General features: G+C 55.4%; 19 protein-coding genes and 1 rRNA gene. 11 read left to right on the forward strand and 9 right to left on the reverse strand.

Annotation, left to right across the window (positions count from 1 at the left end; translation table 11 throughout):
* Window positions 1-125 (reverse strand): 16S ribosomal RNA (locus F3I20_RS19190); the annotation flags it as partial.
* A gap of 534 nt (window positions 126-659) precedes the next feature.
* Here F3I20_RS19190 and mdtD point away from each other — a divergent pair.
* Window positions 660-2,060: a multidrug transporter subunit MdtD gene (mdtD, locus tag F3I20_RS19195; protein WP_150014424.1), complete on the forward strand. Its 1,401-nt coding sequence runs from the start codon at window positions 660-662 to the stop codon at window positions 2,058-2,060.
* Here the strand turns inward: mdtD and rbsR are convergent.
* From rbsR to F3I20_RS19230, 7 genes are all read right to left on the reverse strand, one after another.
* Window positions 2,057-3,049 (reverse strand): ribose operon transcriptional repressor RbsR, encoded by a 993-nt coding sequence (gene rbsR, locus F3I20_RS19200; RefSeq protein WP_505538516.1) that lies wholly within the window; start codon window positions 3,047-3,049, stop codon window positions 2,057-2,059. The genes mdtD and rbsR overlap by 4 nt on opposite strands.
* A gap of 4 nt (window positions 3,050-3,053) precedes the next feature.
* A complete protein-coding gene (rbsK, locus tag F3I20_RS19205; RefSeq protein WP_150014426.1) occupies window positions 3,054-3,983 on the reverse strand; it encodes a ribokinase in 930 nt (309 codons plus the stop codon).
* 62 nt (window positions 3,984-4,045) lie between these two features.
* A complete protein-coding gene (gene rbsB, locus F3I20_RS19210; protein ID WP_150014428.1) occupies window positions 4,046-4,921 on the reverse strand; it encodes a ribose ABC transporter substrate-binding protein RbsB in 876 nt (291 codons plus the stop codon).
* A gap of 25 nt (window positions 4,922-4,946) precedes the next feature.
* Complete coding sequence (rbsC, locus tag F3I20_RS19215; protein ID WP_150014430.1) at window positions 4,947-5,918, reverse strand: ribose ABC transporter permease; 972 nt, start codon at window positions 5,916-5,918, stop codon at window positions 4,947-4,949.
* Window positions 5,915-7,423 carry a ribose ABC transporter ATP-binding protein RbsA gene (gene rbsA, locus F3I20_RS19220; RefSeq protein ID WP_150014432.1) on the reverse strand — a complete coding sequence of 503 codons (1,509 nt, stop codon included), beginning with the start codon at window positions 7,421-7,423 and terminating at the stop codon, window positions 5,915-5,917. Before rbsA ends, rbsC begins: the two co-directional genes overlap by 4 nt.
* 7 nt (window positions 7,424-7,430) lie before the next feature.
* Window positions 7,431-7,850, reverse strand: coding sequence for a D-ribose pyranase (gene rbsD, locus F3I20_RS19225; protein WP_150014434.1), 420 nt, complete (start codon window positions 7,848-7,850; stop codon window positions 7,431-7,433).
* Window positions 7,851-8,032: 182 nt separating this feature from the next.
* Window positions 8,033-8,440: a YgiW/YdeI family stress tolerance OB fold protein gene (locus F3I20_RS19230; RefSeq protein ID WP_150014436.1), complete on the reverse strand. Its 408-nt coding sequence runs from the start codon at window positions 8,438-8,440 to the stop codon at window positions 8,033-8,035.
* Between the two features lie 162 nt (window positions 8,441-8,602).
* On the opposite strand from F3I20_RS19230, the gene qseB reads away from it, so the two are divergent.
* On the forward strand, window positions 8,603-9,274 hold the full coding sequence (gene qseB, locus F3I20_RS19235) for a quorum sensing response regulator transcription factor QseB (protein WP_150014438.1): 672 nt from the start codon (window positions 8,603-8,605) through the stop codon (window positions 9,272-9,274).
* Window positions 9,262-10,617 (forward strand): quorum sensing histidine kinase QseC, encoded by a 1,356-nt coding sequence (qseC, locus tag F3I20_RS19240; protein ID WP_150038116.1) that lies wholly within the window; start codon window positions 9,262-9,264, stop codon window positions 10,615-10,617. The genes qseB and qseC overlap by 13 nt, the downstream gene beginning before the upstream one ends.
* 15 nt (window positions 10,618-10,632) lie before the next feature.
* On the opposite strand, the gene kup is transcribed toward qseC, so the two are convergent.
* On the reverse strand, window positions 10,633-12,501 hold the full coding sequence (gene kup / locus F3I20_RS19245; protein WP_150014442.1) for a low affinity potassium transporter Kup: 1,869 nt from the start codon (window positions 12,499-12,501) through the stop codon (window positions 10,633-10,635).
* Between the two features lie 290 nt (window positions 12,502-12,791).
* Here kup and ravA point away from each other — a divergent pair, with 290 nt between their 5' ends.
* From ravA to atpI, 8 genes are all read left to right on the forward strand, one after another.
* Entirely contained in the window at window positions 12,792-14,288 is a 1,497-nt protein-coding gene (gene ravA / locus F3I20_RS19250; protein WP_150038117.1) for an ATPase RavA, read from the forward strand.
* Window positions 14,285-15,745, forward strand: a complete 1,461-nt coding sequence (gene viaA / locus F3I20_RS19255) for an ATPase RavA stimulator ViaA (RefSeq protein ID WP_150038118.1) — start codon at window positions 14,285-14,287, stop codon at window positions 15,743-15,745. Before ravA ends, viaA begins: the two co-directional genes overlap by 4 nt.
* A 266-nt stretch (window positions 15,746-16,011) precedes the next feature.
* Window positions 16,012-18,150: a 5-histidylcysteine sulfoxide synthase gene (gene ovoA / locus F3I20_RS19260; protein ID WP_150038119.1), complete on the forward strand. Its 2,139-nt coding sequence runs from the start codon at window positions 16,012-16,014 to the stop codon at window positions 18,148-18,150.
* Between the two features lie 104 nt (window positions 18,151-18,254).
* Window positions 18,255-18,716, forward strand: a complete 462-nt coding sequence (gene asnC / locus F3I20_RS19265; protein WP_013359557.1) for a transcriptional regulator AsnC — start codon at window positions 18,255-18,257, stop codon at window positions 18,714-18,716.
* Between the two features lie 154 nt (window positions 18,717-18,870).
* On the forward strand, window positions 18,871-19,311 hold the full coding sequence (gene mioC, locus F3I20_RS19270; RefSeq protein ID WP_150014450.1) for an FMN-binding protein MioC: 441 nt from the start codon (window positions 18,871-18,873) through the stop codon (window positions 19,309-19,311).
* 432 nt (window positions 19,312-19,743) lie between these two features.
* Window positions 19,744-21,633, forward strand: a complete 1,890-nt coding sequence (gene mnmG, locus F3I20_RS19275; RefSeq protein WP_150014452.1) for a tRNA uridine-5-carboxymethylaminomethyl(34) synthesis enzyme MnmG — start codon at window positions 19,744-19,746, stop codon at window positions 21,631-21,633.
* Between the two features lie 47 nt (window positions 21,634-21,680).
* A complete protein-coding gene (gene rsmG / locus F3I20_RS19280) occupies window positions 21,681-22,298 on the forward strand; it encodes a 16S rRNA (guanine(527)-N(7))-methyltransferase RsmG (protein ID WP_150014454.1) in 618 nt (205 codons plus the stop codon).
* A 710-nt stretch (window positions 22,299-23,008) separates the two neighbouring features.
* Window positions 23,009-23,389 (forward strand): F0F1 ATP synthase subunit I, encoded by a 381-nt coding sequence (gene atpI, locus F3I20_RS19285; RefSeq protein ID WP_009088196.1) that lies wholly within the window; start codon window positions 23,009-23,011, stop codon window positions 23,387-23,389.
* The last annotated feature ends 8 nt before the right edge of the window (window positions 23,390-23,397 follow it).

Raw genomic sequence — 23,397 nt, forward strand, 5'->3', positions numbered from 1 at the left:
CCAGACATTACTCACCCGTCCGCCACTCGTCACCCGAGAGCAAGCTCTCTGTGCTACCGTCCGACTTGCATGTGTTAGGCCTGCCGCCAGCGTTCAATCTGAGCCATGATCAAACTCTTCAATTTAAAGTTTGATTTGCTGCAACAAGTGCAGCGATGCTCATCTGTAAAACGTCATAATGAATTTCATTATGTGTTCACTCGTGAGGCTTTGATATTTTTGTGCGTCCAAAGACGCTGATATCGATCCTGCGAGTGCCCACACAGATTGTCTGATAAATTGTTAAAGAGCAGTGCGAACAGTGCGTTAGCGTCCTGTCGCGAGGTGGCGTATATTACGCTTTCCTCCTGCAGAGTCAACCTCTTTCTCAGAAGTTTTTCTCCGGCGGGTCAGTCTCCTGAACCTTCAACCCGTTTCCCGTTGCCGGTGTGCCGTGTCGATGGAGGCGCATTATAGGGAGTTTCCGCAGGCTGACAAGTGTTTCTTCGAATTAATTTGCTGAGCGCATCTTTTTTAAACGAACGGCTTAAAAAGAGACGTTTCATGGCCGAATAACGCACAAAAACAGCGATCAAACGTTGTAAAGAGACCTGTCGTTGCGGATTACGGGTGCTATTATTTTGCTTCTTCTCGCAGGATAACCCCAGGAAGGACACTCAATGATAAAATCCTCGCGCAGCATGGCCGGTTTGCCATGGATAGCGGCTATGGCCTTTTTCATGCAGTCACTCGACGCTACCATACTGAATACTGCCCTGCCCGCTATCGCCACCAGCCTCGACCGTTCTCCTCTGGCCATGCAATCCGCCGTCATCAGTTACACCCTCACTGTCGCTATGCTGATTCCGGTCAGCGGCTGGCTCGCCGATCGCTTCGGCACGCGCAAGGTGTTTATCATTGCGGTTTCGCTGTTCACCCTTGGCTCGCTGGCTTGTGCGCTCTCACCAACGCTTTCGGTGCTGGTCATCTCGCGCATCGTACAGGGCGTGGGTGGCGCAATGATGATGCCGGTCGCAAGACTTGCGCTCTTGCGCGCCTATCCGCGCAGTGAATTGCTGCCAGTCCTCAATTTCGTCACCATGCCAGGATTAGTTGGCCCAATACTGGGCCCGATGCTGGGCGGTGTGCTGGTCACCTACGCGACGTGGCACTGGATCTTCCTGATTAATATCCCGATAGGCATTCTGGGCATTATCTACGCACGCAAATATATGCCTGACTTCACCACACCCAAGCGCCGCTTCGACTTTTTCGGCTTCATATTATTCGGGGCTGGACTGGTAATGATCTCAATTGGGATTGAACTGTTCGGTGAGCGGATTGTTTCTGCCTGGCTGGCCGGCGGGATATTACTCAGCGGGATCGTGCTTTTACTCATCTATATAGTGCATGCCCGGAATCATCCTTCACCATTGATCAATCTGCCGATGTTTAAAACCCGGACATTCTCAGTCGGCATCGTCGGCAATATTGCCTCTCGTCTCGGCACCGGCTGTGTGCCCTTTTTGATGCCGCTCATGTTGCAGGTCGGGTTTGGCTTTTCCGCGATTATCGCAGGCTGCATGATGGCCCCAACCGCCATTGGTTCGATACTGGCAAAATCGACGGTGACACAACTGCTGCGCTGGCTGGGCTATCGCCGTCTGCTGGTCGGCATTACCGCCATTATCGGCATCCTGATCGCCAGCTTCTCTCTGCAGTCACCCGCTGAAAGCATATTTGTACTCTTGCTTCCACTGTTTGTTCTCGGTATGGCAATGTCTACGCAGTTCACAGCCATGAACACTATCACCCTGGCCGATCTGGATGATGATAACGCCAGTGGAGGTAACAGTGTGCTAGCCGTGACACAGCAATTAGCGATCAGTTTTGGTGTAGCCGTCAGCGCGGCGGTGCTGCGCTTCTATCAGGAGTTTGAAACCAGCACCATTTCACAGTTTCACGCCACGTTCCTGACCATGGGTATTGTTACCGTGCTTTCGGCGCTGACCTTTATGCTGCTGAAAAACGGCGATGGACGTAATCTGATCACGAATCGCGACAGGAAGAAAAAGCGCTAAACCGAACCCCGCATTACCAGTTCCGGCGTCAGCACCAGCGTTTGCTGGCTGGCGTCGGGATCACTAAGACGATGAATTAAGGTATCTATCGCCAGTTCGCCCAGTGCATCTTTGGGCTGGTGAATAGTACTCAATGGCGGAGTGAGATAGCGCGCCAGCTCAATATCGTCATATCCCATGACTGCCATCTGCTGCGGAATCTGCATGCCAGCCTGATAGAGGGCGTGATAAACGCCGACAGCCATCGCATCGTTACTGGTGAATACCGCTTCCGGCAGCGTTTCAAGCGCCAGCAACTCGACCATCCCGTTGTAGCCACCCTGAAATTCAAAGTCACCATTCACGATATAGCCAGGCAAAATCTCCAGCCCACTCTTAGTCATGGCGTTACGATAACCTTCGAGTCGCATACGGGCAGGCGTTTTATCCTGGGGACCCGCGATACAGGCGATACGGGTATAACCGCTGTCGATAAGATGCTGAGTGGCCAGCTCGCCGCCCAGCAGCGCATTATCCTGAATGATGTCACCGCGCCCCTCAAACGGTGCCCAGTCCATCATCACCGCAGGTATAGAGGGATAACGATTCAGGATGTCTGCCGACGGCAGATGACTTTCAGTACACATGATCAGCAAACCATCGACACGCTTCTGCATCAGCGTTTCCAGGCTGCGGTTCATCCGCTCCTCATCTCCCGCCGTATTACAGAGAATCAGGCTGTAGCCACGCTGATAGCAGCTCTCCTCCACGCCCCGCACCACTTCGGCATAAAAAGGGTTACTGCTGGTAGTCAGCAGCATACCGATAGTGTGCGTCTGATTGATTTTCAGACTGCGTGCCAGTGCAGAAGGAGCATAGTTAAGATGACGTATCGCCTGCTCAACTTTTTCCCGCACGCCTTCACTGACAAAGCGATTGTTATTAATGACGTGCGAGACAGTGGAGGTAGAGACGCCCGCGAGGCGAGCGACATCTTTCATGGTACTCAAGCGCTTAACCCTGTTGCTGCAAAAATTCATCGATCTCCGTGCGCCACGGCACGGAGGGCTGTGCACCTGAACGCGTAACGGCAATCGCGGCGGCGGCATGGGCAAATCGCACCGCGTCATACATCGGCTTCTGTTCCAGTCTTGCGGTAACAAAGGCACCATTAAAGGTGTCACCTGCCGCAATGGTATCAATAGCTTTAACGCTGAAGCCTGCAATACGCTGACCGTCCCCCTGCTCACTCAGCCAGACACCGCGGCTACCCAGCGTAATCAGTACCGTGCCGATGCCTTTCGCATGCAGCACTGCTGCAGCCCGGGCAGCATCGTCATCGTTGTGGACCGCAATGCCGGTCAGACTCTCTGCTTCCGTTTCATTCGGGGTAATAATATCGATCAGCGCCAGCAACTCATCGGAGAGTGGGGTAGCAGGTGCCGGATTGAGAATAACCTGCGTCTGATGCTGCCGGGCAAATGTCGCGGCAGCCAGTACGCTCTCCAGCGGCGATTCCAGCTGCATTAAAAGTGCATCTGCACCGGCAATGACCTGCTGATGACGCGCCACGCAATCGGGCGTTAGCGCCGCGTTTGCCCCGGAGTAGATGCCGATATTGTTCTCACCGTCACCGTTGACGAAAATCATCGCCACACCGGTCGACTCGCCCTCAACCACTTCTACAGGCGTTGTATCAATATTGTCCTGTGTGAGCTGCTCACGAATACGTTCGCCAATGTCATCCGCGCCCACACAGCCAATAAAGGCAATATCGGCACCCGCACGCCCCGCGGCGACTGCCTGATTCGCGCCTTTACCGCCAAACGCAACCTGATAATTCTGCCCGATCACCGTTTCACCGGGACGAGGGAAGTGCGCCAGATTAAGGATGTGGTCAGCGTTAATGCTGCCAAGAACGGCCAGTTTTGCGTTTTTGCTCATTAGGGGAGTCCGGAATAAGTGCGCCACCGGGAGGGTGGCGCGGTGCCCTGCTTTTCTTTGAGTTATTGAGTGACCAGCTTCAGGTCGACCGGATTGATCGCCTTCACTTTTTCACCCTTCAGCACTTTATCAGCGGTGTCCACGCCGATCATGCCAATTTTGTCTGGCATCTGTGCCACGGTCGCAGACAGTTTGCCAGCTTCTACAGCTTTCACGCCATCAGCAGTGCCGTCAAAACCCACCACGATCACACCCGTTTTTCCGGCGGTCTGCAGCGCACGCAGCGCACCCAGCGCCATTTCGTCGTTCTGAGCGAATACCGCCTGAACATCCGGGTGTGCCTGCAGCAGGTTCTGCATGACGTTCAGACCTTTGGTACGGTCAAAGTCAGCAGGCTGGCTGGCGAGGATCTGGAATTTATGCGCATCAGCGGCCTGTTTGAAGCCCTCGCCACGTTCGCGGGCAGCAGAGGTGCCGGCAATGCCCTGCAGCTCAATAATTTTGGCATTCTCGCCAACTTTTTTGGCGATGAAGTCACCGGCCATTTTACCGCCGAAACGGTTATCGGAAGCAACGTGGCTGACAACCGTGCCCTGTGCCGCAACACGATCCAGCGTGATGACAGGAATGTTCGCCTGGTTAGCCATCTTCACTGCGTTGCCCACCGCATCAGAGTCAGTCGGGTTAATCAGAAGCAGCTTAGTGCCGCGAACCGTCAAATCCTGCACGTTCGCCAGTTCTTTTGCCGGATTGTTCTGTGAATCCAGTACCACCAGGTTGTAGCCCAGTTTGTCCGCTTCTTTCTGAGCGCCCTCTTTCAGAGAAACAAAGAACGGATTGTTCAGAGTTGAAACCACCAGCGCGATGGTATCTTTTGCCATGGCGCTGGTACTGAGCGTTGCGCCGAGGATCAGGGCCAGTGCGGTTAACTTTTTCATCTTATTATCCTGTGTAAGGTCAGAGTTATTTACTGCTTTTATTATCCACCAGCACCGCCAGCAGGATGACTACCGCTTTAACGATCATCTGGTAGTACGAAGAGACGCCCATCAGGTTCAGGCCGTTGTTCAGGAAGCCGAGGATCAGCGCGCCAATCAGGGTGCCGAAAATACGGCCTTTACCACCAGCCAGACTGGTTCCGCCTAACACGACCGCAGCAATCGCATCCAGCTCATAGCCGGTACCCGCTGTCGGCTGTGCCGAAGAGAGACGCGCGACTTCAATGGTGCCCGCCAGTGCCGCCAGCATGCCGCTCAGTGAATAGACGATGATTTTGACGCGATTCACATTGATGCCAGAGAGACGCGTTGCCGCTTCGTTACCGCCCAGCGCATAGATATAGCGACCCAGACGCGTGTGCTGCAGCATGTACCAGGCGGCGATAAAGACCAGCGCCATCAGCCAGACCGGCGCGGGGATACCCAGCGGGCGACCAATACCAAACCAGCCCAGCAGATCGGCGTTGGCACTGAAACCGGTATTAATCGGGCTGCCGTCGGTGTAGACCATGGTGACACCACGCAGCAGCAGCATCATGACCAGCGTGGCGATAAACGCCTGCACCTTACCGCGCGCCACAATGGTGCCGGTCAGGGCACCGATTGCCGCACCCAGCGCCAGCGAAGCCGCCACCGCAACCAGAGCATTGACTTCCATGCCCACCAGCGATGCACCGACCGCACCGGTCAGGGCCAGCAGCGATCCCACAGAGAGGTCGATACCGGAAGTCAGGATCACCAGCGTCATCCCGACCGCCATGATGGCGTTGACCGAGGTCTGCTGCAGAATGTTGAACAGGTTCGCCACGGTAAAGAAGTTCGGACTCTGGCTGGCCACTACGGCGATCAGCACCAGCAGTGCAATCAGCGACTTCTGTTCCAGCAGCCAGCTTTTGCTAAACCAGCGACGGCTGGCCGGTAAAGTTTGGGTCGTCATACCACTAAATCCTCGCTGTGTTGCTTGCCTACGGCGGCTGCCATCAGGCTTTCCTGAGTGGCGTCTTCCCGGGTAAATTCGCCGCTGATACGGCCTTCATGCATCACCAGAATCCGGTCGCTCATGCCCAGCACTTCCGGCATTTCCGAGGAAACGAGGATGATGCTCAGCCCTTCGGCCTTGAACTGGTTAATCAGTTGATAGATCTCTTTCTTCGCGCCGACATCCACACCGCGGGTCGGTTCGTCCAGAATCAGTACGTTGGGCCGGGTCATCAGTCCGCGGGCAATCGCCACTTTCTGCTGGTTGCCGCCTGAAAGCAGGCCAATCGGCTGCTCCATTGAGGGCGTTTTCACATTGAACAGCCGGATAAAATCGCCGACCGCCAGCTGCTCTGCCGCGTGCTTCAGTGACCCGCTGCCGCGACTGAAATAACGTAACGCCGTCAGCGACATGTTCTCTTTTACCGACATGCCCAGCACCAGGCCGTCGCGCTTACGATCCTCTGAGATATAGACGATGCCGTTAGCCAGCCCATCCTGTGGCGAACGCGTCACTACTTCGCGGCCGCTGAGCCACAGTTTGCCTTCATGGCGCGGCAACGCGCCGTAAAGCACCTTCATCAGTTCGGTACGGCCCGCGCCCATCAGGCCCGAAATGCCCAGGATTTCACCTTTGCGCAGGCTGAAGCTGATGTTTTCGACGCCCGGTCCGCTGACGTTTTCCACTTTCAGCCGCACGTCGCCGGGTGCCTGATCCAGACGGGGATATTGATCTTCCAGTTTGCGCCCGACCATCATCTCGATCAGGCTCTCTTCGGTCAGCGCGCTGACCGGACGTTCAGCAATAAACTGACCGTCGCGGAACACCGTAACGTCATCGCAGATCTCAAAGATCTCTTTCATGCGGTGCGAGATATAGACGATGCCGCAGCCCTGCGCCTTCAGTTCGTTGATGACCCGGAACAGCGACAGCGTTTCGGTATCCGTCAGCGCATCGGTCGGCTCATCCATGATGATGACCTGCGACTCAAAGCTCAGCACTTTGGCGATTTCGACCATCTGCTGATCGCCAATCGACAAATCGCCCACCAGCTTGTGGCTGTTGAAGCGCAGATTGAGCCTTTTGAGCAGTGCATCGGCTTCGGCATACATACGCGGCCACTGGATACGGCCAAAACGCCCCACATATTCGCGACCGAGAAAAATATTCTCCGCCACAGTTAACTGAGGGATCAGGTTCAGCTCCTGATGGATAATGCCAATACCCGCTTCCTGAGACGCTTTCGGTCCACTGAACCGGGTCTCTTCACCGAGCCAGCGCAGCGTACCGGCATCATATTGATAGATCCCGGTCAGTACTTTCATCATGGTGGACTTGCCGGCACCGTTCTCGCCCACCAGCGCCATCACGCGTCCTGCACGAACATTCAGCGACGCACCCTTAAGGGCTTTCACGCCCGGAAAGGATTTTTCAATGCCGTCGAGTTGCAGTAAAGGTTGCATAGCGGCCTCAGAAGGTCACACCGGCGCTGAGGATGACATTCGCAAACGGAGAACACTCTCCGCTGCGAATGACCGCCTGACTACGCTGCGTGTGTTGTTTGAACTGTTCATGACTGGTGTAGCTGATGGTGATGCTATTTCCCTGGTGCTGTTGCAAGGCTTCGAGCATGGCGACAAGCGCGCTATGAAGTTGCGGATTATGCTGCTTAATCTCCTCCGCGATCAGGGCGCGCTCTACCTGCATCTCCAGTGCGACAGCATTCACCACCTGCATAAAATCGGGCGTACCCGGCGTGAGCGCTAAGTCGATGCGCTGCGGTCCTGCCGGAATCGGCAAGCCTGCATCGGCAATCGTCAGCGTATCCGTGTGTCCCAGGCGGGCAATCACATGAGAGAGTTCAGCGTTTAACAGGCGACCTTTTTTCATCTTTTCACTCCACAGCGAAACGTTTCGCTGTCTGGAGTGTATGAAAAGCCGCCATCAACTCAACTGGCAAAACAGAAATCTGTGATCGCTATCGAAACGTTTCGCTTACGTGGGGAAAAATTTGCATTAAGGCGGGGAAGGAGACGAAAAAAGGGCCGCGAATGCGGCCCTGTAGAAGAAGGTTAAGGCAGTTTCTTGACCTGCTTAACGTCCATCTCAATGCTGTTGAAATCTTTATCCAGTTCACCCGTCAGCTCAACGTTATCTTTGGGCGTGATCGTCTGGCCATTCCAGTGCTTGTGGTCGATTTCGACCTTCATGGTGCCGGTCTGATCGCGGAACAGATAATCTTCATTGCCAATCTGTTTTTCCAGCTTGCCGCGTACGGTGATCCAGCTGTCATCTTTCATCTCTTCAGCCTGCTTCACGGTCACCACACTGGTGTTACCGGCACTGAAGCCGCCCTGACCGGATGCTGACTGCGTCTGTGAGGCTGGCGCACTGGGATCAACAAATCCGCCCTGTTGTGCAGCGAAAACCGGGGCGGAAGCCAGCATAACGACGGCCAGAATTGCAGCGTGCTTTTTCATGGTGTACCCCTTTCTCAGTGGTCTTTTCGGTTTGAATATGTCCAGTTAACCACAGAGTTCTTAACAGCTTCTTAAGCGGTAAAAATAAGCCATTTTCGCCGAAATCAGCTGTACAGTGAGGAAGTTGCTTCGTATAAAGCGCTATCGGAACAGGGAGACGTGATGCGTATTTTACTGATTGAAGACGATCGCTTAATTGGCGACGGTATCAAAGCAGGACTGAGTAAACTGGGCTTCAGCATTGACTGGTTTACCTCTGGTGAGTCGGGCTGTAACGCGCTGGAGGCCGCGCCCTGGGATGCGGTGATTCTGGACCTTACTCTGCCTGAGCGGGATGGACTCGATATCCTGCGGCAGTGGCGGCAGCAGGGAAATGATGTGCCGGTACTGATACTGACTGCCCGCGATGCGCTCGATCAGCGGGTTGAAGGCCTGCAGATGGGAGCCGATGACTATCTGTGTAAACCCTTTGCCTTAACCGAAGTGGCCGCGCGCTTACAGGCACTGATCCGCCGCCGTCATGGTCAGCTGCAGCCCGAACTCCGTCACGGTAACGTGGTGCTGATCCCCGGCAGCCATAGTGTCATGCGCGATGGCGAAAGGATTGAGTTAAAAAGCCGTGAACTGGCACTGCTGGAACTCTTTATGCGCAACCCGGGCCGGGTGCTGACGCGCAGCCAGCTGGAAGAGAAGCTCTACAGCTGGGATGCCGATGTCTCCAGCAATGCGGTAGAAGTACATATCCATCATCTGCGTAAAAAGCTGGGCAGCGCATTTATCCGCACGCTGCACGGCGTCGGCTATACCCTGGGAGCCGCTGAATGCGATCAATGAGCCTGTTTCTGCGGCTGGGCATCGGTTTCGTGCTGCTGCTCGGCCTCTGCTGGGCCAGTGCCAGTATCAGTGCCTGGCATCAGACCCGTGAAACCCTTGATGAGCTGTTTGATACCCAGCAGATGCTGCTGGCCAAGCGCCTGCTGACGCTGGATTTCACCTCGCTGGACAACACCACTTTGCCCCGAACCAAAGCGATGCTACGGCACCATCGTGGCGAGCAGGATGACGATGCCCTGGCCTTTGCTGTCTTTACCCGTGACGGCAGGCAGGTGATGAATGATGGCGATAATGGCCGTTATCTGCCGTTTGAGGCGGACTATCAGGGATTCCATGAGGGTCAGCTCACCAATGATGACGATCGCTGGCGTTTTGTCTGGCTGACCACGCCTGATCAGAAATTCCGGGTAGTCGTCGGTCAGGAATCGGAATACCGCGACGACATGACGCAGGATCTGATGAAAGCCAGTATGCTGCCCTGGCTGATCGCGCTGCCGTTTATGCTACTGCTGCTGATCGGCCTGGTCTGGTCTGAACTGCGGCCACTGAAAACGCTGGCACAGCAGCTGGCGCAGCGCGCGCCCGATGATGATACGCCGATGCAGGCAGACCGCGTGCCGAAAGAGGTACAGCCGCTGATGATTGCGCTTAATGGCCTGTTCAGCCGCATCAGCGCCATGATGCAGCGTGAACGGCGCTTTACCTCCGATGCCGCGCATGAGCTGCGCAGTCCGCTCGCTGCACTGCAGGTGCAAAGCGAAGTGATCCAGCTGACTGCGGATGACGAAGTAATGCGAACCCATGCGCTGCAACAGCTGGATGCCGGCATAGTCCGCGCTACGCGGCTGGTGGATCAGCTGCTGACGCTCTCGCGGGTTGAAGCCGATGATGCGCGCAGCGCCTTCGAACCGGTGGCGCTGAAACGCACGGTTCAGGATACGCTCGCCGCACAATTGCCGCTGGCGGATAAAACCGGTGTCACGCTGCGGCTGCACGCCGAGGCCGATCCGCAGATTCAGGGTCATCCGCTGTTGCTGTCGCTGCTGGTGCGAAATCTGCTGGATAACGCCATTCGCTATACGCCTGCGGGCAGCGAAGTCGATGTGCGGTTACAGGCAAATAGCCTGTCGGTGGAGGATAACGGCGAGGGTCTGAGTGCTGCCGACCTGCAACGGCTCGGTGAGCGTTTCTGGCGACCGCCAGGTCAGGAGAAGAGCGGGAGCGGGCTGGGGTTATCGATAGTGCGTAATATTGCCCAGTTGCACGGGATGCAGGTTACGTTCAGCCAGCGACCCGGTGGCGGCTTATGCGTCACGCTACGCTGGTCAGCGCCCGCCCCGTAAGGCGGGCACTGACAATCAAATCTCGACCTGGGTGCCCAGCTCAATCACGCGGTTTGGCGGGATCTCAAACTGGTCTGGTGCGCGGAGCGCATTGCGCTGCAGCGCCAGGAAGAGCTTGCCGCGCAGGCGCAGATACCACGGCCGCTTGCCGATGATCAGCGACTCATGCGACATAAAGAACGAGGTCTCCATCATGCGGCAGCTGAGTCCTTCCAGCCCGCAGCGGTGGAAAATCTCCTCAACGTTGGGCGTTTCACGCCAGCCGTAGCTCGCTACCACGCGCCAGAAGGTCGGCGACAGCTGCTCGATAGTGACTCGACGCACGTTGTGGACGTAAGGCGCATCTTCAGTGCGCAATGTCAGCAGCACAACGCGCTCATGCAACACCTTGTTGTGCTTGAGGTTATGCAGCATCGCAAACGGAATCACATTCAGGGCACGCGACATATAGACCGCTGTGCCCGGTACGCGAACCGGCGGCGATTTCTCCAGTGAGGCAATCATCGCCTCCAGGGAGTTACCATGTTCGTGCATGCGACGCAGCAGGCGGAAACGTTCGCTTTTCCACGTCGTCATAATGATAAACATCATCAGACCGAGGCAGAGCGGCAGCCAGCCACCAGAGAAAATTTTCACCAGGTTGGCGGTAAACAGCGGCACGTCAATGCAGAGCATCAGCACCAGGATGACGGCGACCGCCAGCTTATGCCAGTGCCAGTTTTTAACCGCCACGGTACAGGAGAGGATGGCGGTCAGCACCATAGTACCGGTCACCGCAATACCGTAGGCCGCAGCCAGATTGCTTGAATGCTCAAAGCTGATAATCACAATCAGCACGGCGAAATAGAGCACCCAGTTGATCACCGGAATATAAATCTGGCCCGATTCGCGCTCAGAAGTGTGGATGATACGCATCCCCGGCAGATAGCCCAGTCGCACCGCCTGACGCGTCAGCGAGAAGACGCCGGAGATGACCGCCTGTGAGGCGATAACGGTGGCCAGCGTTGCCAGAATCAGCATCGGGATCAGTGCCCAGTCCGGCGCCAGCAGGAAGAAGGGGTTTTTAATGGCTTTAGGATCGCTGAGTAATAGCGCGCCCTGACCAAAGTAGTTCAGCACCAGCGACGGCAGCACGACCGAGAACCAGGCCAGCCGAATCGGCACTTTACCGAAGTGACCCATATCGGCATAAAGCGCCTCAACGCCGGTAATCGCCAGCACAACTGCACCGAGGGCGAAGAACGAAACGGACTTATAGTGCAGGAAGAATTCCACCGCATAGGCAGGATTCAGCGCATGCAGCACGTCCGGGTTTCGCATGATGCCCATGCCCCCGAAGATCGCCAGCACCAGAAACCAGACCAGCATTACCGGCGCGAAGAGTTTGCCCACCATACCGGTGCCATGTTTCTGAATAGCAAACAGCAGCGTCAGTACCGCAATCGACATCGGCACAATAAAAGGATCCAGCGACGGCGCAGCAATCTCAAGGCCCTCAATGGCGGACATCACCGAAATGGCTGGCGTGATCACCACCTCGCCATAGAAGAAGCTGCCACCAATCAGGCCCATGATCACCAGCACCGCCGTGGCGCGCGCACCCGTATGGCGACCTGCCAGCGACATCAGGGTCAGTATCCCACCTTCCCCGGCGTTGTCGGCGCGCATCACATAACTGATGTACTTCAGCGAGACCACCAGCACCAGCAGCCAGAAAATCAGCGACAGAAAGCCAAAAACCGCTTCCCGCTCAACGCCGAAACCAAACTGTCCGGAGAGACATTCACGCAAGGTATACAGTGGACTGGTGCCGATATCCCCGTAAACAACACCAATAGCGGCCAGCGTTAATCCGCGAAGTGACTGCTTATTATCCGAGCTCATAGAGTTATCTTTTGTTGGAGTCTAAGAGGTGCAAAAACCCCTCGCTCAGGCCATCAAAAAGCGCACAGTATGCACGGTTTAACGAAAATTCCTATACCCGCTTCGCCTCGCGGTCAGGGTAACGGGGTTATTTAAGACGATAAATTGTCATCCGGCACCACTTTTAAACAGGCAAACCTTCTGAAACAAAAAAGCTGACAGCTATCAACGCTTTCACGCATGATGATCTATAGAGTAAGGCGCTTGCTTAAGCGCGGCGGCCCGACGATCGTAAGGACATTGATGTGATTATGGCTCAACCCCATCTTTTGGCAGAAAGAATTTCTCGCCTTAGCAATGCGTTAGAAAAAGGATTATATGAACGGCACCATGCCATTCGCCTTTGCCTGCTGGCCGCGCTAAGCGGTGAAAGCGTGTTTCTGCTGGGACCGCCGGGCATCGCCAAGAGCCTGATTGCACGCCGCCTTAAATATGCCTTCCAGCACGCCCGCGCCTTTGAATATCTGATGACCCGTTTTTCCACGCCGGAAGAGGTGTTTGGCCCGCTCTCCATTCAGGCACTGAAAGATGAAGGGCGCTACCAGCGTCTCACTAAAGGGTATCTTCCCGACGCCGAGATTGTTTTTCTGGATGAGATCTGGAAAGCCGGCCCGGCGATTCTGAATACCCTGCTGACCGCTATCAATGAACGCCGCTTCCGCAATGGTGACAGCGAAGAGACCATCCCGATGCGGCTGCTGGTTACCGCTTCCAACGAACTGCCGGAAGCGGATAGCGGTCTTGAGGCGCTCTATGATCGAATGTTGATCCGCCTGTGGCTGGATAACGTGCATGAGAAGCAGAACTTTCGCAGCATGCTGACCCACCAGCAGGATGAGCACACCAATCCGGTCACGGAATCCCTGCGCATCAGTGATGAAGAGTATGCGCAGTGGCAGCTCGGCATCAGTCAGGTCAGCCTGCCCGATGCCGTCTTTGAGCTGATTTATCAGCTGCGCCAGCAACTGGAGAGCCAGCCTGCCGCACCTTACATTTCCGATCGTCGCTGGAAAAAAGCCATTCATCTGCTGCAGGCCAGCGCCTTCTACAGTGGTCGCAACGCCATTGCCCCGATAGACCTGATCCTGCTGAAAGATTGCCTCTGGCACGACGTCGCCTCCATGCAGCTGCTGGAACGAGAAATCGATCAGCTGATGACGCAGCACGCCTGGCAGCAGCAGCCAATGCTGCTGAAACTGCAGCAGATAAAAACGCGTCGTCTGGCTCTGCAACAGCAGCAGAGCATCGCGCAGGCGATCACCCTGGAAAAACACAGCGGCATGTTCAGCCGCAAGCCCCATTATGATCTGCCGGAAAGCTTTACCGATGAGCAACTGACGCTGATGCTGCAAAAGCCGCTGATGCTGCATGACATGCAGGTAAGCCATATTGTGATTGCGCGTGATGCCCTGAATCAGTGGCTGCAGAAAGGGGGCGAGGTTCGCGGCAAGCTCAATGGGATTGGTTTTGCGCAGAGTCTGGATTTACAGGTGGATGCGCAGCACTGCCTGGCTATCCGTGATGTCAGCCTGCAATCGTCACGTCTGACCCTGCCAGGCGTCAGCAACAGCGAGCCGTTACCCGGTGAGATCACCGATGCGCTGGATGCGCTGGAAAGTGAGCTGCGGTCGCAGCGTCATCTGTTCAGCCAGCATCAGCGCTGCCTGTTTATCAGCGATGACTGGCTGGCGCGGGTCGAAACCAGCCTGCAGGATGTGGCCGAACAGCTGAAACAGGCGCGTAAATGATCTCAGTCGAGACGCTGAGCACACTGCTCTCAGTGGGTGAGACAGAACTGATTGAAGAGCTGATTATTGCCCTGCTGGCGTCCCCACAGCTGGCGCTGTTTTTTGAAAAATTCCCCGGACTAAAAAAAGCGCTACTGCGCGATGTGCCACGCTGGCGAGCGGAGATTAGTGCTGAATTCAAAGCCACGCCGGTTCCGGCCACGCTGGCCGAAGAGTTTCAGCTGTTTCAGCGGGTACAACTCCTCAGCGATCGTGAATTCAGCCAACAGCTCAATTCAACCCTTCAGGCGCTGCAAAGCCTGCCGTCGCCTTTTCTGGATGAAGCGAACCGGTTGCTGCAGCACACCGATGTCAGCCATCTCAGCAGCGCGCAGCACCAGCTATTTTTACAGCGCTGGCGGCTGAGCCTGACCTTACAAACTCTGACCCTGAATCAGGATTTGCTGGAGCAGCAGCGTGAACGCCTGCTGGCGGAACTGCAGCAGCGCATGGCGCTGAGCGGTCAGCTGGCACCCATTCTCGGTGACGATGATGAAGCCGCCGCGGGCCGGCTGTGGGACATGAGCAAAGCGTCACTGCAGCCTGGTGACTATCAGCTGATGCTGCAATATGGCGACTTTCTGGCCCAGCAACCGGAGCTGCTGAAGCTGGCCCAGCAGCTGGGACGCAGTCGCGAGGCCAAATCGGTGCCGTCGCAGAATGCTCCGATGGAAGCTTTTCATCATCTGGTGCAGGAGCCTGCGTCCGTGCCGGAAGAGGTCAGCGGCATTCATCAGAGCGATGACGTACTGCGGCTGCTGCCACCGGAGTTAGCCGCGCTGAGCATCAGCGAACTGGAGCTGGAATTTTACCGGCGGCTGGTCGAGAAACGGCTGCTGACCTATAAGCTGCAGGGCGATGCCTGGCATGAAAAGGTAACAATGCGTCCGGCCAGCCACCAGCAGCATGAAGAGCAGCCGCGCGGGCCGTTTATCGTCTGCGTCGATACCTCCGGTTCGATGGGGGGCTTCAACGAGCGCTGCGCCAAAGCATTCTGTCTGGCACTGCTGAAGGTTGCGCTGGCCGATCGCCGTCGCTGCTACATCATGCTGTTTGCGCATGAGGTGATTGGCTATGAGCTGACCGGTGACGATGGACTGGAGCAGGCGATTCGCTTTCTGAGCCAGCGTTTCCGTGGCGGCACCGATCTGGCTGCCTGTCTCTCTTCGGTTGTCACCCGAATGGAAGGCGCACTGTGGGAGGAAGCCGATGCGGTGATCGTTTCCGATTTTATTGCCCAGCGTCTGCCGGAAGAGGTCATTGGGGCGATCAAAAAACGCCAGCGACATAATCAGCAACGTTTTCACGCCGTGGCTATGTCGGCCCATGGGAAACCAGGCATTCTGCGCATCTTCGACCATATCTGGCGCTTCGACACCGGCATGAAAAGCCGCCTGCTGCGCCACTGGCGCCGTTAAGAGTCTGTCCCGACAGGCGTAATTGTTGCAGGCAGTCTGGACACGGACAGCGCGGAACAATCCGTAGTACACGTAGTACGTGAGGATGACTCGCTGTGCTCGCCCCTTCAGGGCGTTCAGGTTGCTAAAGCAGCCTGTGTGAGCACTGCCCAGGTTCAGACTGCCAAATAAAATAGCCTGACGGGCAGGCTCTAAGTCATCTGACAGAAAAGCTTCTTTGCTATAGTGAATTACCGTTTCACTTACTCAGCAATCTGGAGCTTCCTGTGACGCTTGCTCAACCCCACCGCGATCTGCCTGCACCGACGCGGACGTTAATGCTTTCCGGCCAGAACATAGAACAAAAACGTGCCGAATTGCTGGCCTATTTTCATCAAACCTGGGACCAGTATGAGAGTCTGTTTACCTGTCTGGCGGATCCGCAGGCCTGGTTCACCAAAGCCATTCCGCTGCGCCATCCCCTGATTTTCTATTTTGGTCACACCGCAACCTTCTACATTAATAAGCTAATGGCCGGACGCCTCATTGATGCGCGTCTGGACGATCGTATCGAAGCGATGATGGCGATTGGTGTGGATGAGATGAGCTGGGACGATCTCAATGACAGTCACTATGACTGGCCCACCATTGATGAAGTCCGTAAATACCGTGGGCGCGTTAAAGCGCTGGTCAGCGATCTTATTCAGACCATGCCGATCACCCTGCCGATCAACTGGGAAAGTCCGGCCTGGGTGATCCTGATGGGCATCGAGCATGAGCGCATCCATCTGGAAACCTCCAGCGTGCTGATCCGCCAGCTACCGATTGAGTGGGTCAAGCCCCAGTCCGCATGGCCCATCTGTCCGCTGGCGCGCCACCAGCGTCAGACCGTTCCGGCCAATGCCCTGCTGCCAATGCCAGGCGGCACCGTCACGCTGGGTAAAACCGACGATACCTACGGCTGGGATAATGAATATGGCCGCCAGCAGGTTAAGCTGCAGCCGTTCCAGGCGAGCAAAATGCTGGTCAGCAATGCTGAATTCATGGCGTTCGTAGAGGCGGGCGGTTATCAGGATGCCCGCTGGTGGGATGATGAAGGCTGGGGCTGGTGTCAGTTTGCCAGAGCGGAGATGCCCACTTTCTGGGTCGGTTCACCAGCGATGCCCGATCAGCTTAAACTGCGTCTGATGTGTGAAGAAGTGGCGATGCCGTGGGACTGGCCTGCTGAGGTCAATCAGCTGGAAGCAGCCGCCTTCTGCCGCTGGAAAGCGGAACAGACCGGCATGAGCGTTCAGCTCCCGTGTGAAGCGGAGTGGGCTCAGCTGCGCGAGCAGGTTGCGGGCGATCAGCCGGACTGGGAACCGACGCCGGGCAACATTAACCTGGCGTACTGGGCTTCCTCATCGCCGGTCGATCTCTTCGCCCAAGGCGCGTTCTTCGATATCGTCGGTAACGTCTGGCAATGGACGACCACGCCGACCAATGGCTTTGAAGGCTTCAAAGTCCACCCGCTTTACGATGATTTCTCTACCCCGACCTTCGATGGCAAACATTCACTGATCAAAGGGGGCAGCTGGATCTCAACCGGCAACGAGGCGCTGAAATCGGCACGCTATGCGTTCCGCCGCCACTTCTTCCAGCATGCTGGTTTCCGCTACGTGGTGTCCAGCCATCAGGAGACCATGGCGCTGAACCCCTATGAATCTGACGCGATGGTGTCGCAGTACCTCGACTTCCAGTATGGCCCGCGCTATTTCGGCGTGGATAACTATGCCGAAAGCCTGGTGAAGCTGGCGCTGCACTACACCACAGCCCGCGGCGAAGCCCTGGATATCGGCTGTGCCACCGGACGCGCCAGTTTTGAACTGGCTCGCCACTTTGAGCGCGTTACCGGAATGGACTACTCGGCCCGCTTCATTGATGTAGCGCTGCAACTGGCCAGCGGCGAAGACTTCCGCTATCTGCTGCCTCAGGAAGGCGAGCTGGTTGAGTATCGTCAGGTTCGCCTGAAAGATTTTGCGCTGGAGAGCGAACTGGCGCAGCGGATTCAGTTTGTTCAGGGCGACGCCTGTAACCTGAAGCCGCAGCCGGGTCGTTACGATCTTGTGCTCGCCTCCAACCTGATCGATCGCCTGCGTCAACCCGCGCGCTTCCTGCGGGATGTCACGCCGATGCTGCGTCAGGGCGGCATCCTGCTGCTCTCATCGCCTTATACCTGGCTGGAGGAATTCACGCCGAAGGAGAACTGGCTGGGCGGCGTGCGTGAAAATGGTGAGGCGCTGACGACACTGCAGGCGCTGCAACGTCAGCTGGCAGCTGACTTCGAACTGGTGGACGAACCGCAGGATAAACCCTTTGTGATCCGCGAAACGGCCCGCAAATTCCAGCACACGCTGGCGCAGGTCACCGTCTGGCGCAAACGCTAAGAGAACCGGCAGCGGCGTCCGTCGCTGTCGGTAGTTGCCTGAACCGCTATTTTGCTGCACATTCACCCTTGTTTACTTAAAGCAGACCAATAACGAGGATGGCCATGGCCGAACATCTGCAGCTCGATAACCTGGATCGCGGCATTCTGAATGCCCTGCTGGATAATGCGCGTACCGCTTACGCCGAGCTGGCAAAACAGTTTAATGTCAGCCCCGGCACCATTCATGTGCGTGTGGAAAAGATGAAGCAGGCGGGGATTATCCTGGGCACCCGGGTGGATATCGATCCACGTCAGCTGGGGTTTGATGTCTGCTGTTTTATCGGCATTATCCTCAAAAGCGCACGAGACTATCCGGCGGCGCTGAGCAAACTGGAGGCGCTGGATGAAGTGGTTGAGGCCTGGTACACCACCGGCCACTACAGCATCTTTATTAAAGTGATGTGCCGATCAATCGACGCCCTGCAACAGGTGCTGATCAATAAGATCCAGACCATCGATGAAATTCAGTCGACAGAAACCCTGATCTCGCTGCAAAACCCGATCATGCGTACCATCAAGCCCTGATCCATCCCGCCTTGTGCATAATCTTATCCCTGACGAATGTGGCGGCTGACAACGGCTGCGTTCGCTTCCTCTGATCTATTAACCCTGTTGTCCACAGGTGGATCACCGCTTGATCACAGCGTACAATGCTCGCCTTAATGTCCGGGAGAGCAAGATGGCCGATATTACCTTAATCAGTGGCAGTACTCTGGGTAGCGCAGAGTATGTGGCTGAACATCTCGAAGAAAAATTACAGGAAGCGGGCTTCTCAACCCAGATGCTGCACGGCCCGGAGCTGGATGAGGTGCCGCAGGAGGGCATCTGGCTGGTGGTCTGTTCAACGCATGGTGCAGGGGATATTCCCGACAATCTGCTGCCACTGTTCGAAGCCATTCGTGACAGCCAGCCCGATCTCTCTCAGGTTCGTTTTGGGGCAATTGGCCTCGGCAATCACGAATACGATCTCTTCTGTGGTGCGATCCGTCAGATTGAAGCACAGCTGATTGCTCAGGGAGCCCGGCAGATCGGCGATCGTCTGGAGATTGACGTGCTGGAGCATGAGATCCCTGAAGATCCGGCGGAAGCCTGGCTGGAAAGCTGGAAAAAGACGATCTGAAGGGGGCTGGGGATCGCGAAATAGTGATGATCCCCAGTGGAAGATGCTGATTTTATCCTTTTCCGCTCGTTTATTTTGTGGATAACCACCCTGTTTTACTGCGTATAACCGGTAGTTATCCAAAGAATAACGGAAGAGTTATTTTCGTGCTGTGGATAACATCGGCTTTTGATCCCAGCTTATACGGATCAGGATCACCGATCACTCACAGCTAGTGATCCTCGCCATCCTGTTGTTTCTGTTCTGCTTCTGGCACATATCCACAGACAGGCGGGATCCTAATAAGAGATCTAACAGAAAGATCATATACAGATCTAAGATCCTTTCTTTTAAAACCGGACGATCCCGCGGCTTTCACCCCAGACGGAATTTGAGTAGAATCCACGCCCCAGGACGACGATCCTGCACGTTCATCAACCGAGGTACCACTTCATGTTTTATCAGGATCCTTTTGACGTCATCGTAATAGGTGGTGGTCATGCGGGCACCGAAGCCGCAATGGCGGCAGCCCGAATGGGTCAGCAAACCCTGTTACTCACCCATAACATTGATACGCTTGGACAAATGTCCTGTAACCCGGCGATTGGTGGTATTGGCAAAGGACATTTGGTGAAGGAAGTGGATGCCCTGGGTGGTCTGATGGCCAGTGCAATTGACCAGGCAGGTATCCAGTTCAGGATACTAAACGCCAGCAAAGGTCCGGCAGTACGGGCCACCCGTGCTCAGGCGGATCGCGTGCTTTATCGGCAGGCGGTGCGTACGGCTCTGGAGAATCAGCCCAATCTGATGATCTTCCAGCAGGCAGTCGACGATCTTATCGTGGAAAACGATCGTGTCGTGGGTGCCGTCACCCAGATGGGACTTAAGTTCCGCGCGAAAACCGTCGTGCTCACCGTCGGTACATTCCTTGACGGCAAAATTCATATCGGTCTGGACAATTACAGTGGCGGTCGCGCTGGCGATCCCCCGTCCATTCCGCTGGCAAAACGACTGCGTGCGCTGCCGCTGCGGGTAAACCGCCTCAAGACCGGTACGCCACCGCGTATCGATGCGCGCACCATCGATTTTTCAGTGCTCAGCCCGCAGCACGGTGATAATCCGATGCCGGTCTTCTCGTTTTTGGGCAATGCCTCTCAGCATCCGCAGCAGGTGCCGTGCTGGATCACCCATACCAACGAGAAAACCCATGAGGTGATCCGCAATAACCTGGATCGCAGCCCGATGTACGCCGGGATCATTGAGGGGATCGGCCCACGCTACTGCCCGTCGATCGAAGACAAAGTCATGCGCTTCGCCGATCGTAACTCGCATCAAATCTTCCTGGAGCCGGAAGGCCTGACCAGCAATGAGATCTACCCGAACGGGATTTCGACCAGTCTGCCGTTTGACGTGCAGATTCAGATCGTCCGGTCGATGCAGGGCATGGAAAATGCGAAAATTGTGCGTCCGGGCTATGCCATCGAGTATGACTTCTTCGATCCCCGCGATCTTAAACCGACGCTGGAAAGTAAATTTATTCACGGCCTGTTCTTTGCCGGACAGATCAACGGCACAACCGGCTATGAAGAAGCGGCTGCACAGGGAATGCTGGCCGGTCTGAATGCGGCTCGTCAGTCTGCCGACAAAGAGGGCTGGGCACCACGCCGTGATCAGGCTTATCTCGGCGTACTGGTAGATGACCTCTGCACACTCGGCACCAAAGAGCCGTACCGGATGTTTACCTCACGTGCGGAATACCGTCTGATGCTGCGCGAAGACAATGCCGACCTGCGGCTGACCGAAACCGGCCGTGAACTGGGTCTGGTGGATGATGCACGCTGGGCGCGTTTCAATCAGAAGCTGGAAGCGATTGAACAGGAGCGTCAGCGCCTGCGCGATATCTGGGTTCATCCGAAGTCAGAGCACGTGACCGAAGTAAACACGGTACTCAGCGCGCCGCTGACTAAAGAAGCGAGCGGTGAAGATTTGCTGCGCCGTCCTGAGCTGACCTATCTGAAGCTGATGACGCTGGATGCCTTTGGTCCGGCACTGACTGATGAACAGGCCGCTGAGCAGGTTGAGATTCAGGTCAAATATGAAGGGTATATCGCGCGTCAGCAGGAAGAGATCGATCGCCAGCTGCGTAATGAGAATACGCTGCTGCCGGTAGAACTCGACTACCGTCAGGTGAATGGTCTCTCGAACGAGGTGATCGCCAAGCTGAACGATCACAAACCCGTGTCGATTGGTCAGGCAACGCGCATCTCCGGCATTACTCCGGCGGCGATCTCAATTCTGCTTATCTATCTGAAAAAACAGGGTCTGCTGCGCAAAAGCGCCTGATCTGAAACGGGGCGAGGCGACTTGCCCCCGCTGAATGGACTTATGCTGTGATTAACACACTCACGTCGCTGCTAAAGGCAGCCGGTATTTCCCTCTCCGATCAACAAAAACAGCAGCTGGTTGCCTATGTCGGCCTGCTGGATAAGTGGAACAAAGCCTACAATCTGACATCCGTGCGCGATCCGCAGCAGATGCTGGTGCGTCATATCCTCGACAGCATCGTGGTGGCACCGCATCTGAAAGGTTCGCGTTTCATTGATGTGGGAACGGGTCCCGGCCTGCCAGGTATTCCGCTGGCTATCGTGATGCCCGATGCGCACTTTACGCTGCTCGACAGCCTGGGCAAGCGGGTGCGTTTCCTGCGTCAGGTTCAGCATGAGTTAGGACTCACTAACATTACTCCGGTGCAGAGTCGGGTTGAGACGTTCCCGGCTGAGCCGCCCTTTGATGGCGTCATCAGCCGTGCATTCGCCTCGCTGACCGACATGGTGAACTGGTGTCACCATCTGCCTGGCGGGGAAGGGCGCTTTTATGCGCTCAAAGGTGTCCGTCCGGACGATGAAATGGCTGAGTTACCGGCCGGCTATGTCTGCGATGCAGTAATAAAACTGCAGGTGCCTCAGCTGGAAGGTGATCGACATCTGGTCATCATTCGTCACCAGTAGGCCTCAGTTTCCAGAGATTTAACGCCTCTCTGCCAGGGTTTTTATCAGGGTACGGATGAAAAAAGTGCAGATGATGCGCTATCAATAAAAGATTTTGATTAAGCCCTGGCTAAGTGCGGGTTAAAAACGGAGACGGAAATTATCCGAAAAGCTCTGTTACATTTAACGTTTAATTCACATTCAGTTATCAGAAATATCACTTGTATAGGCGGGTCGCAGAATAAAAGTAGTCACGCCGGAAAATATATCGTGGTAATAACTTTGCGTGCGTAATATCAATTTCACGATTCTCATGCACAGTTCGATGTCAATAGCGTGTTTTCTGTGAAAATAGTCTTACGGACACATTTATGTAATTTCAATATATTGATTTTAAAGGGTTAATCTTCTTTGTGGATTATTCTTAAATAGGACGCAGATAAAACTCAATGTCGTGTGAGTGCTTATTATGTGATCTAAAGCACGCTTTAAAAGCAAGATGCGAGTGAATTTTCAGTCAGATTTGGGTGAATCTCTGTAGGGTAATCTTTGGAAAAATAGCCCTCCGGAAAGAAATTTAAATAATTGTTCACCTTTTCGCTACTTACCGATTGAAATCGCAGGTGCGGCCCGTATAATTTGCACGGCTTTTGCTGCTTGACTCAACTGCGCAAAGGCAGTCTTATACGACACGCGACATACCCCTGATGGGGCAGGAGAGTATCAGCGTCATGTCAGTGTCTCTTTACAGTGTGAAATTCGCCCGAACGGTGCTGATGATTCAGCTGGTGACGATAGTCATCATCGGCGCACTCTTTGCTGTTAAAGATGTCACGTGGGGTGTCTCTGCTCTTGCTGGCGGAGCGGCAGCCTGGCTGCCAAACGTATTGTTTTTGTTTTTAGCCTGGCGCCTGCAGGGGCAATCCCCCGCTTCGGGGCGAGTCGCGTGGAGCTTCGCTTTAGGTGAAATTGCTAAAGTGTTTGCGACCATCATTTTGCTCATTGTGGCGTTGGGTCTGTTCGGGGCGGTCTTCTGGCCGGTCGGAATAACCTGGTTATCGGTGCTGGTGGTTCACATGCTGGCACCGGCGGTAATTAACAACAAAGGGTAAGAGGCATC

This window comes from Candidatus Pantoea gossypiicola (genome assembly GCF_008632075.1).
Taxonomy (GTDB): Bacteria; Pseudomonadota; Gammaproteobacteria; order Enterobacterales; family Enterobacteriaceae; genus Pantoea; species Pantoea gossypiicola.

Bases quoted from the DNA above. Each gene is read 5' to 3' on its own strand.
- qseB (WP_150014438.1), top strand. From the start codon at position 8,603: ATGCGTATTTTACTGATTGAAGACGATCGCTTAATTGGCGACGGTATC.
- ravA (WP_150038117.1), top strand. From the start codon at position 12,792: ATGGCTCAACCCCATCTTTTGGCAGAAAGAATTTCTCGCCTTAGCAAT.
- rbsD (WP_150014434.1), bottom strand. From the start codon at position 7,850: ATGAAAAAAGGTCGCCTGTTAAACGCTGAACTCTCTCATGTGATTGCC.
- kup (WP_150014442.1), bottom strand. From the start codon at position 12,501: ATGAGCTCGGATAATAAGCAGTCACTTCGCGGATTAACGCTGGCCGCT.
- qseC (WP_150038116.1), top strand. From the start codon at position 9,262: ATGCGATCAATGAGCCTGTTTCTGCGGCTGGGCATCGGTTTCGTGCTG.
- mdtD (WP_150014424.1), top strand. From the start codon at position 660: ATGATAAAATCCTCGCGCAGCATGGCCGGTTTGCCATGGATAGCGGCT.
- rbsK (WP_150014426.1), bottom strand. From the start codon at position 3,983: ATGAGCAAAAACGCAAAACTGGCCGTTCTTGGCAGCATTAACGCTGAC.
- rbsC (WP_150014430.1), bottom strand. From the start codon at position 5,918: ATGACGACCCAAACTTTACCGGCCAGCCGTCGCTGGTTTAGCAAAAGC.
- asnC (WP_013359557.1), top strand. From the start codon at position 18,255: ATGGCCGAACATCTGCAGCTCGATAACCTGGATCGCGGCATTCTGAAT.
- rbsB (WP_150014428.1), bottom strand. From the start codon at position 4,921: ATGAAAAAGTTAACCGCACTGGCCCTGATCCTCGGCGCAACGCTCAGT.
- F3I20_RS19230 (WP_150014436.1), bottom strand. From the start codon at position 8,440: ATGAAAAAGCACGCTGCAATTCTGGCCGTCGTTATGCTGGCTTCCGCC.
- viaA (WP_150038118.1), top strand. From the start codon at position 14,285: ATGATCTCAGTCGAGACGCTGAGCACACTGCTCTCAGTGGGTGAGACA.
- mnmG (WP_150014452.1), top strand. From the start codon at position 19,744: ATGTTTTATCAGGATCCTTTTGACGTCATCGTAATAGGTGGTGGTCAT.
- rbsA (WP_150014432.1), bottom strand. From the start codon at position 7,423: ATGCAACCTTTACTGCAACTCGACGGCATTGAAAAATCCTTTCCGGGC.
- mioC (WP_150014450.1), top strand. From the start codon at position 18,871: ATGGCCGATATTACCTTAATCAGTGGCAGTACTCTGGGTAGCGCAGAG.
- atpI (WP_009088196.1), top strand. From the start codon at position 23,009: ATGTCAGTGTCTCTTTACAGTGTGAAATTCGCCCGAACGGTGCTGATG.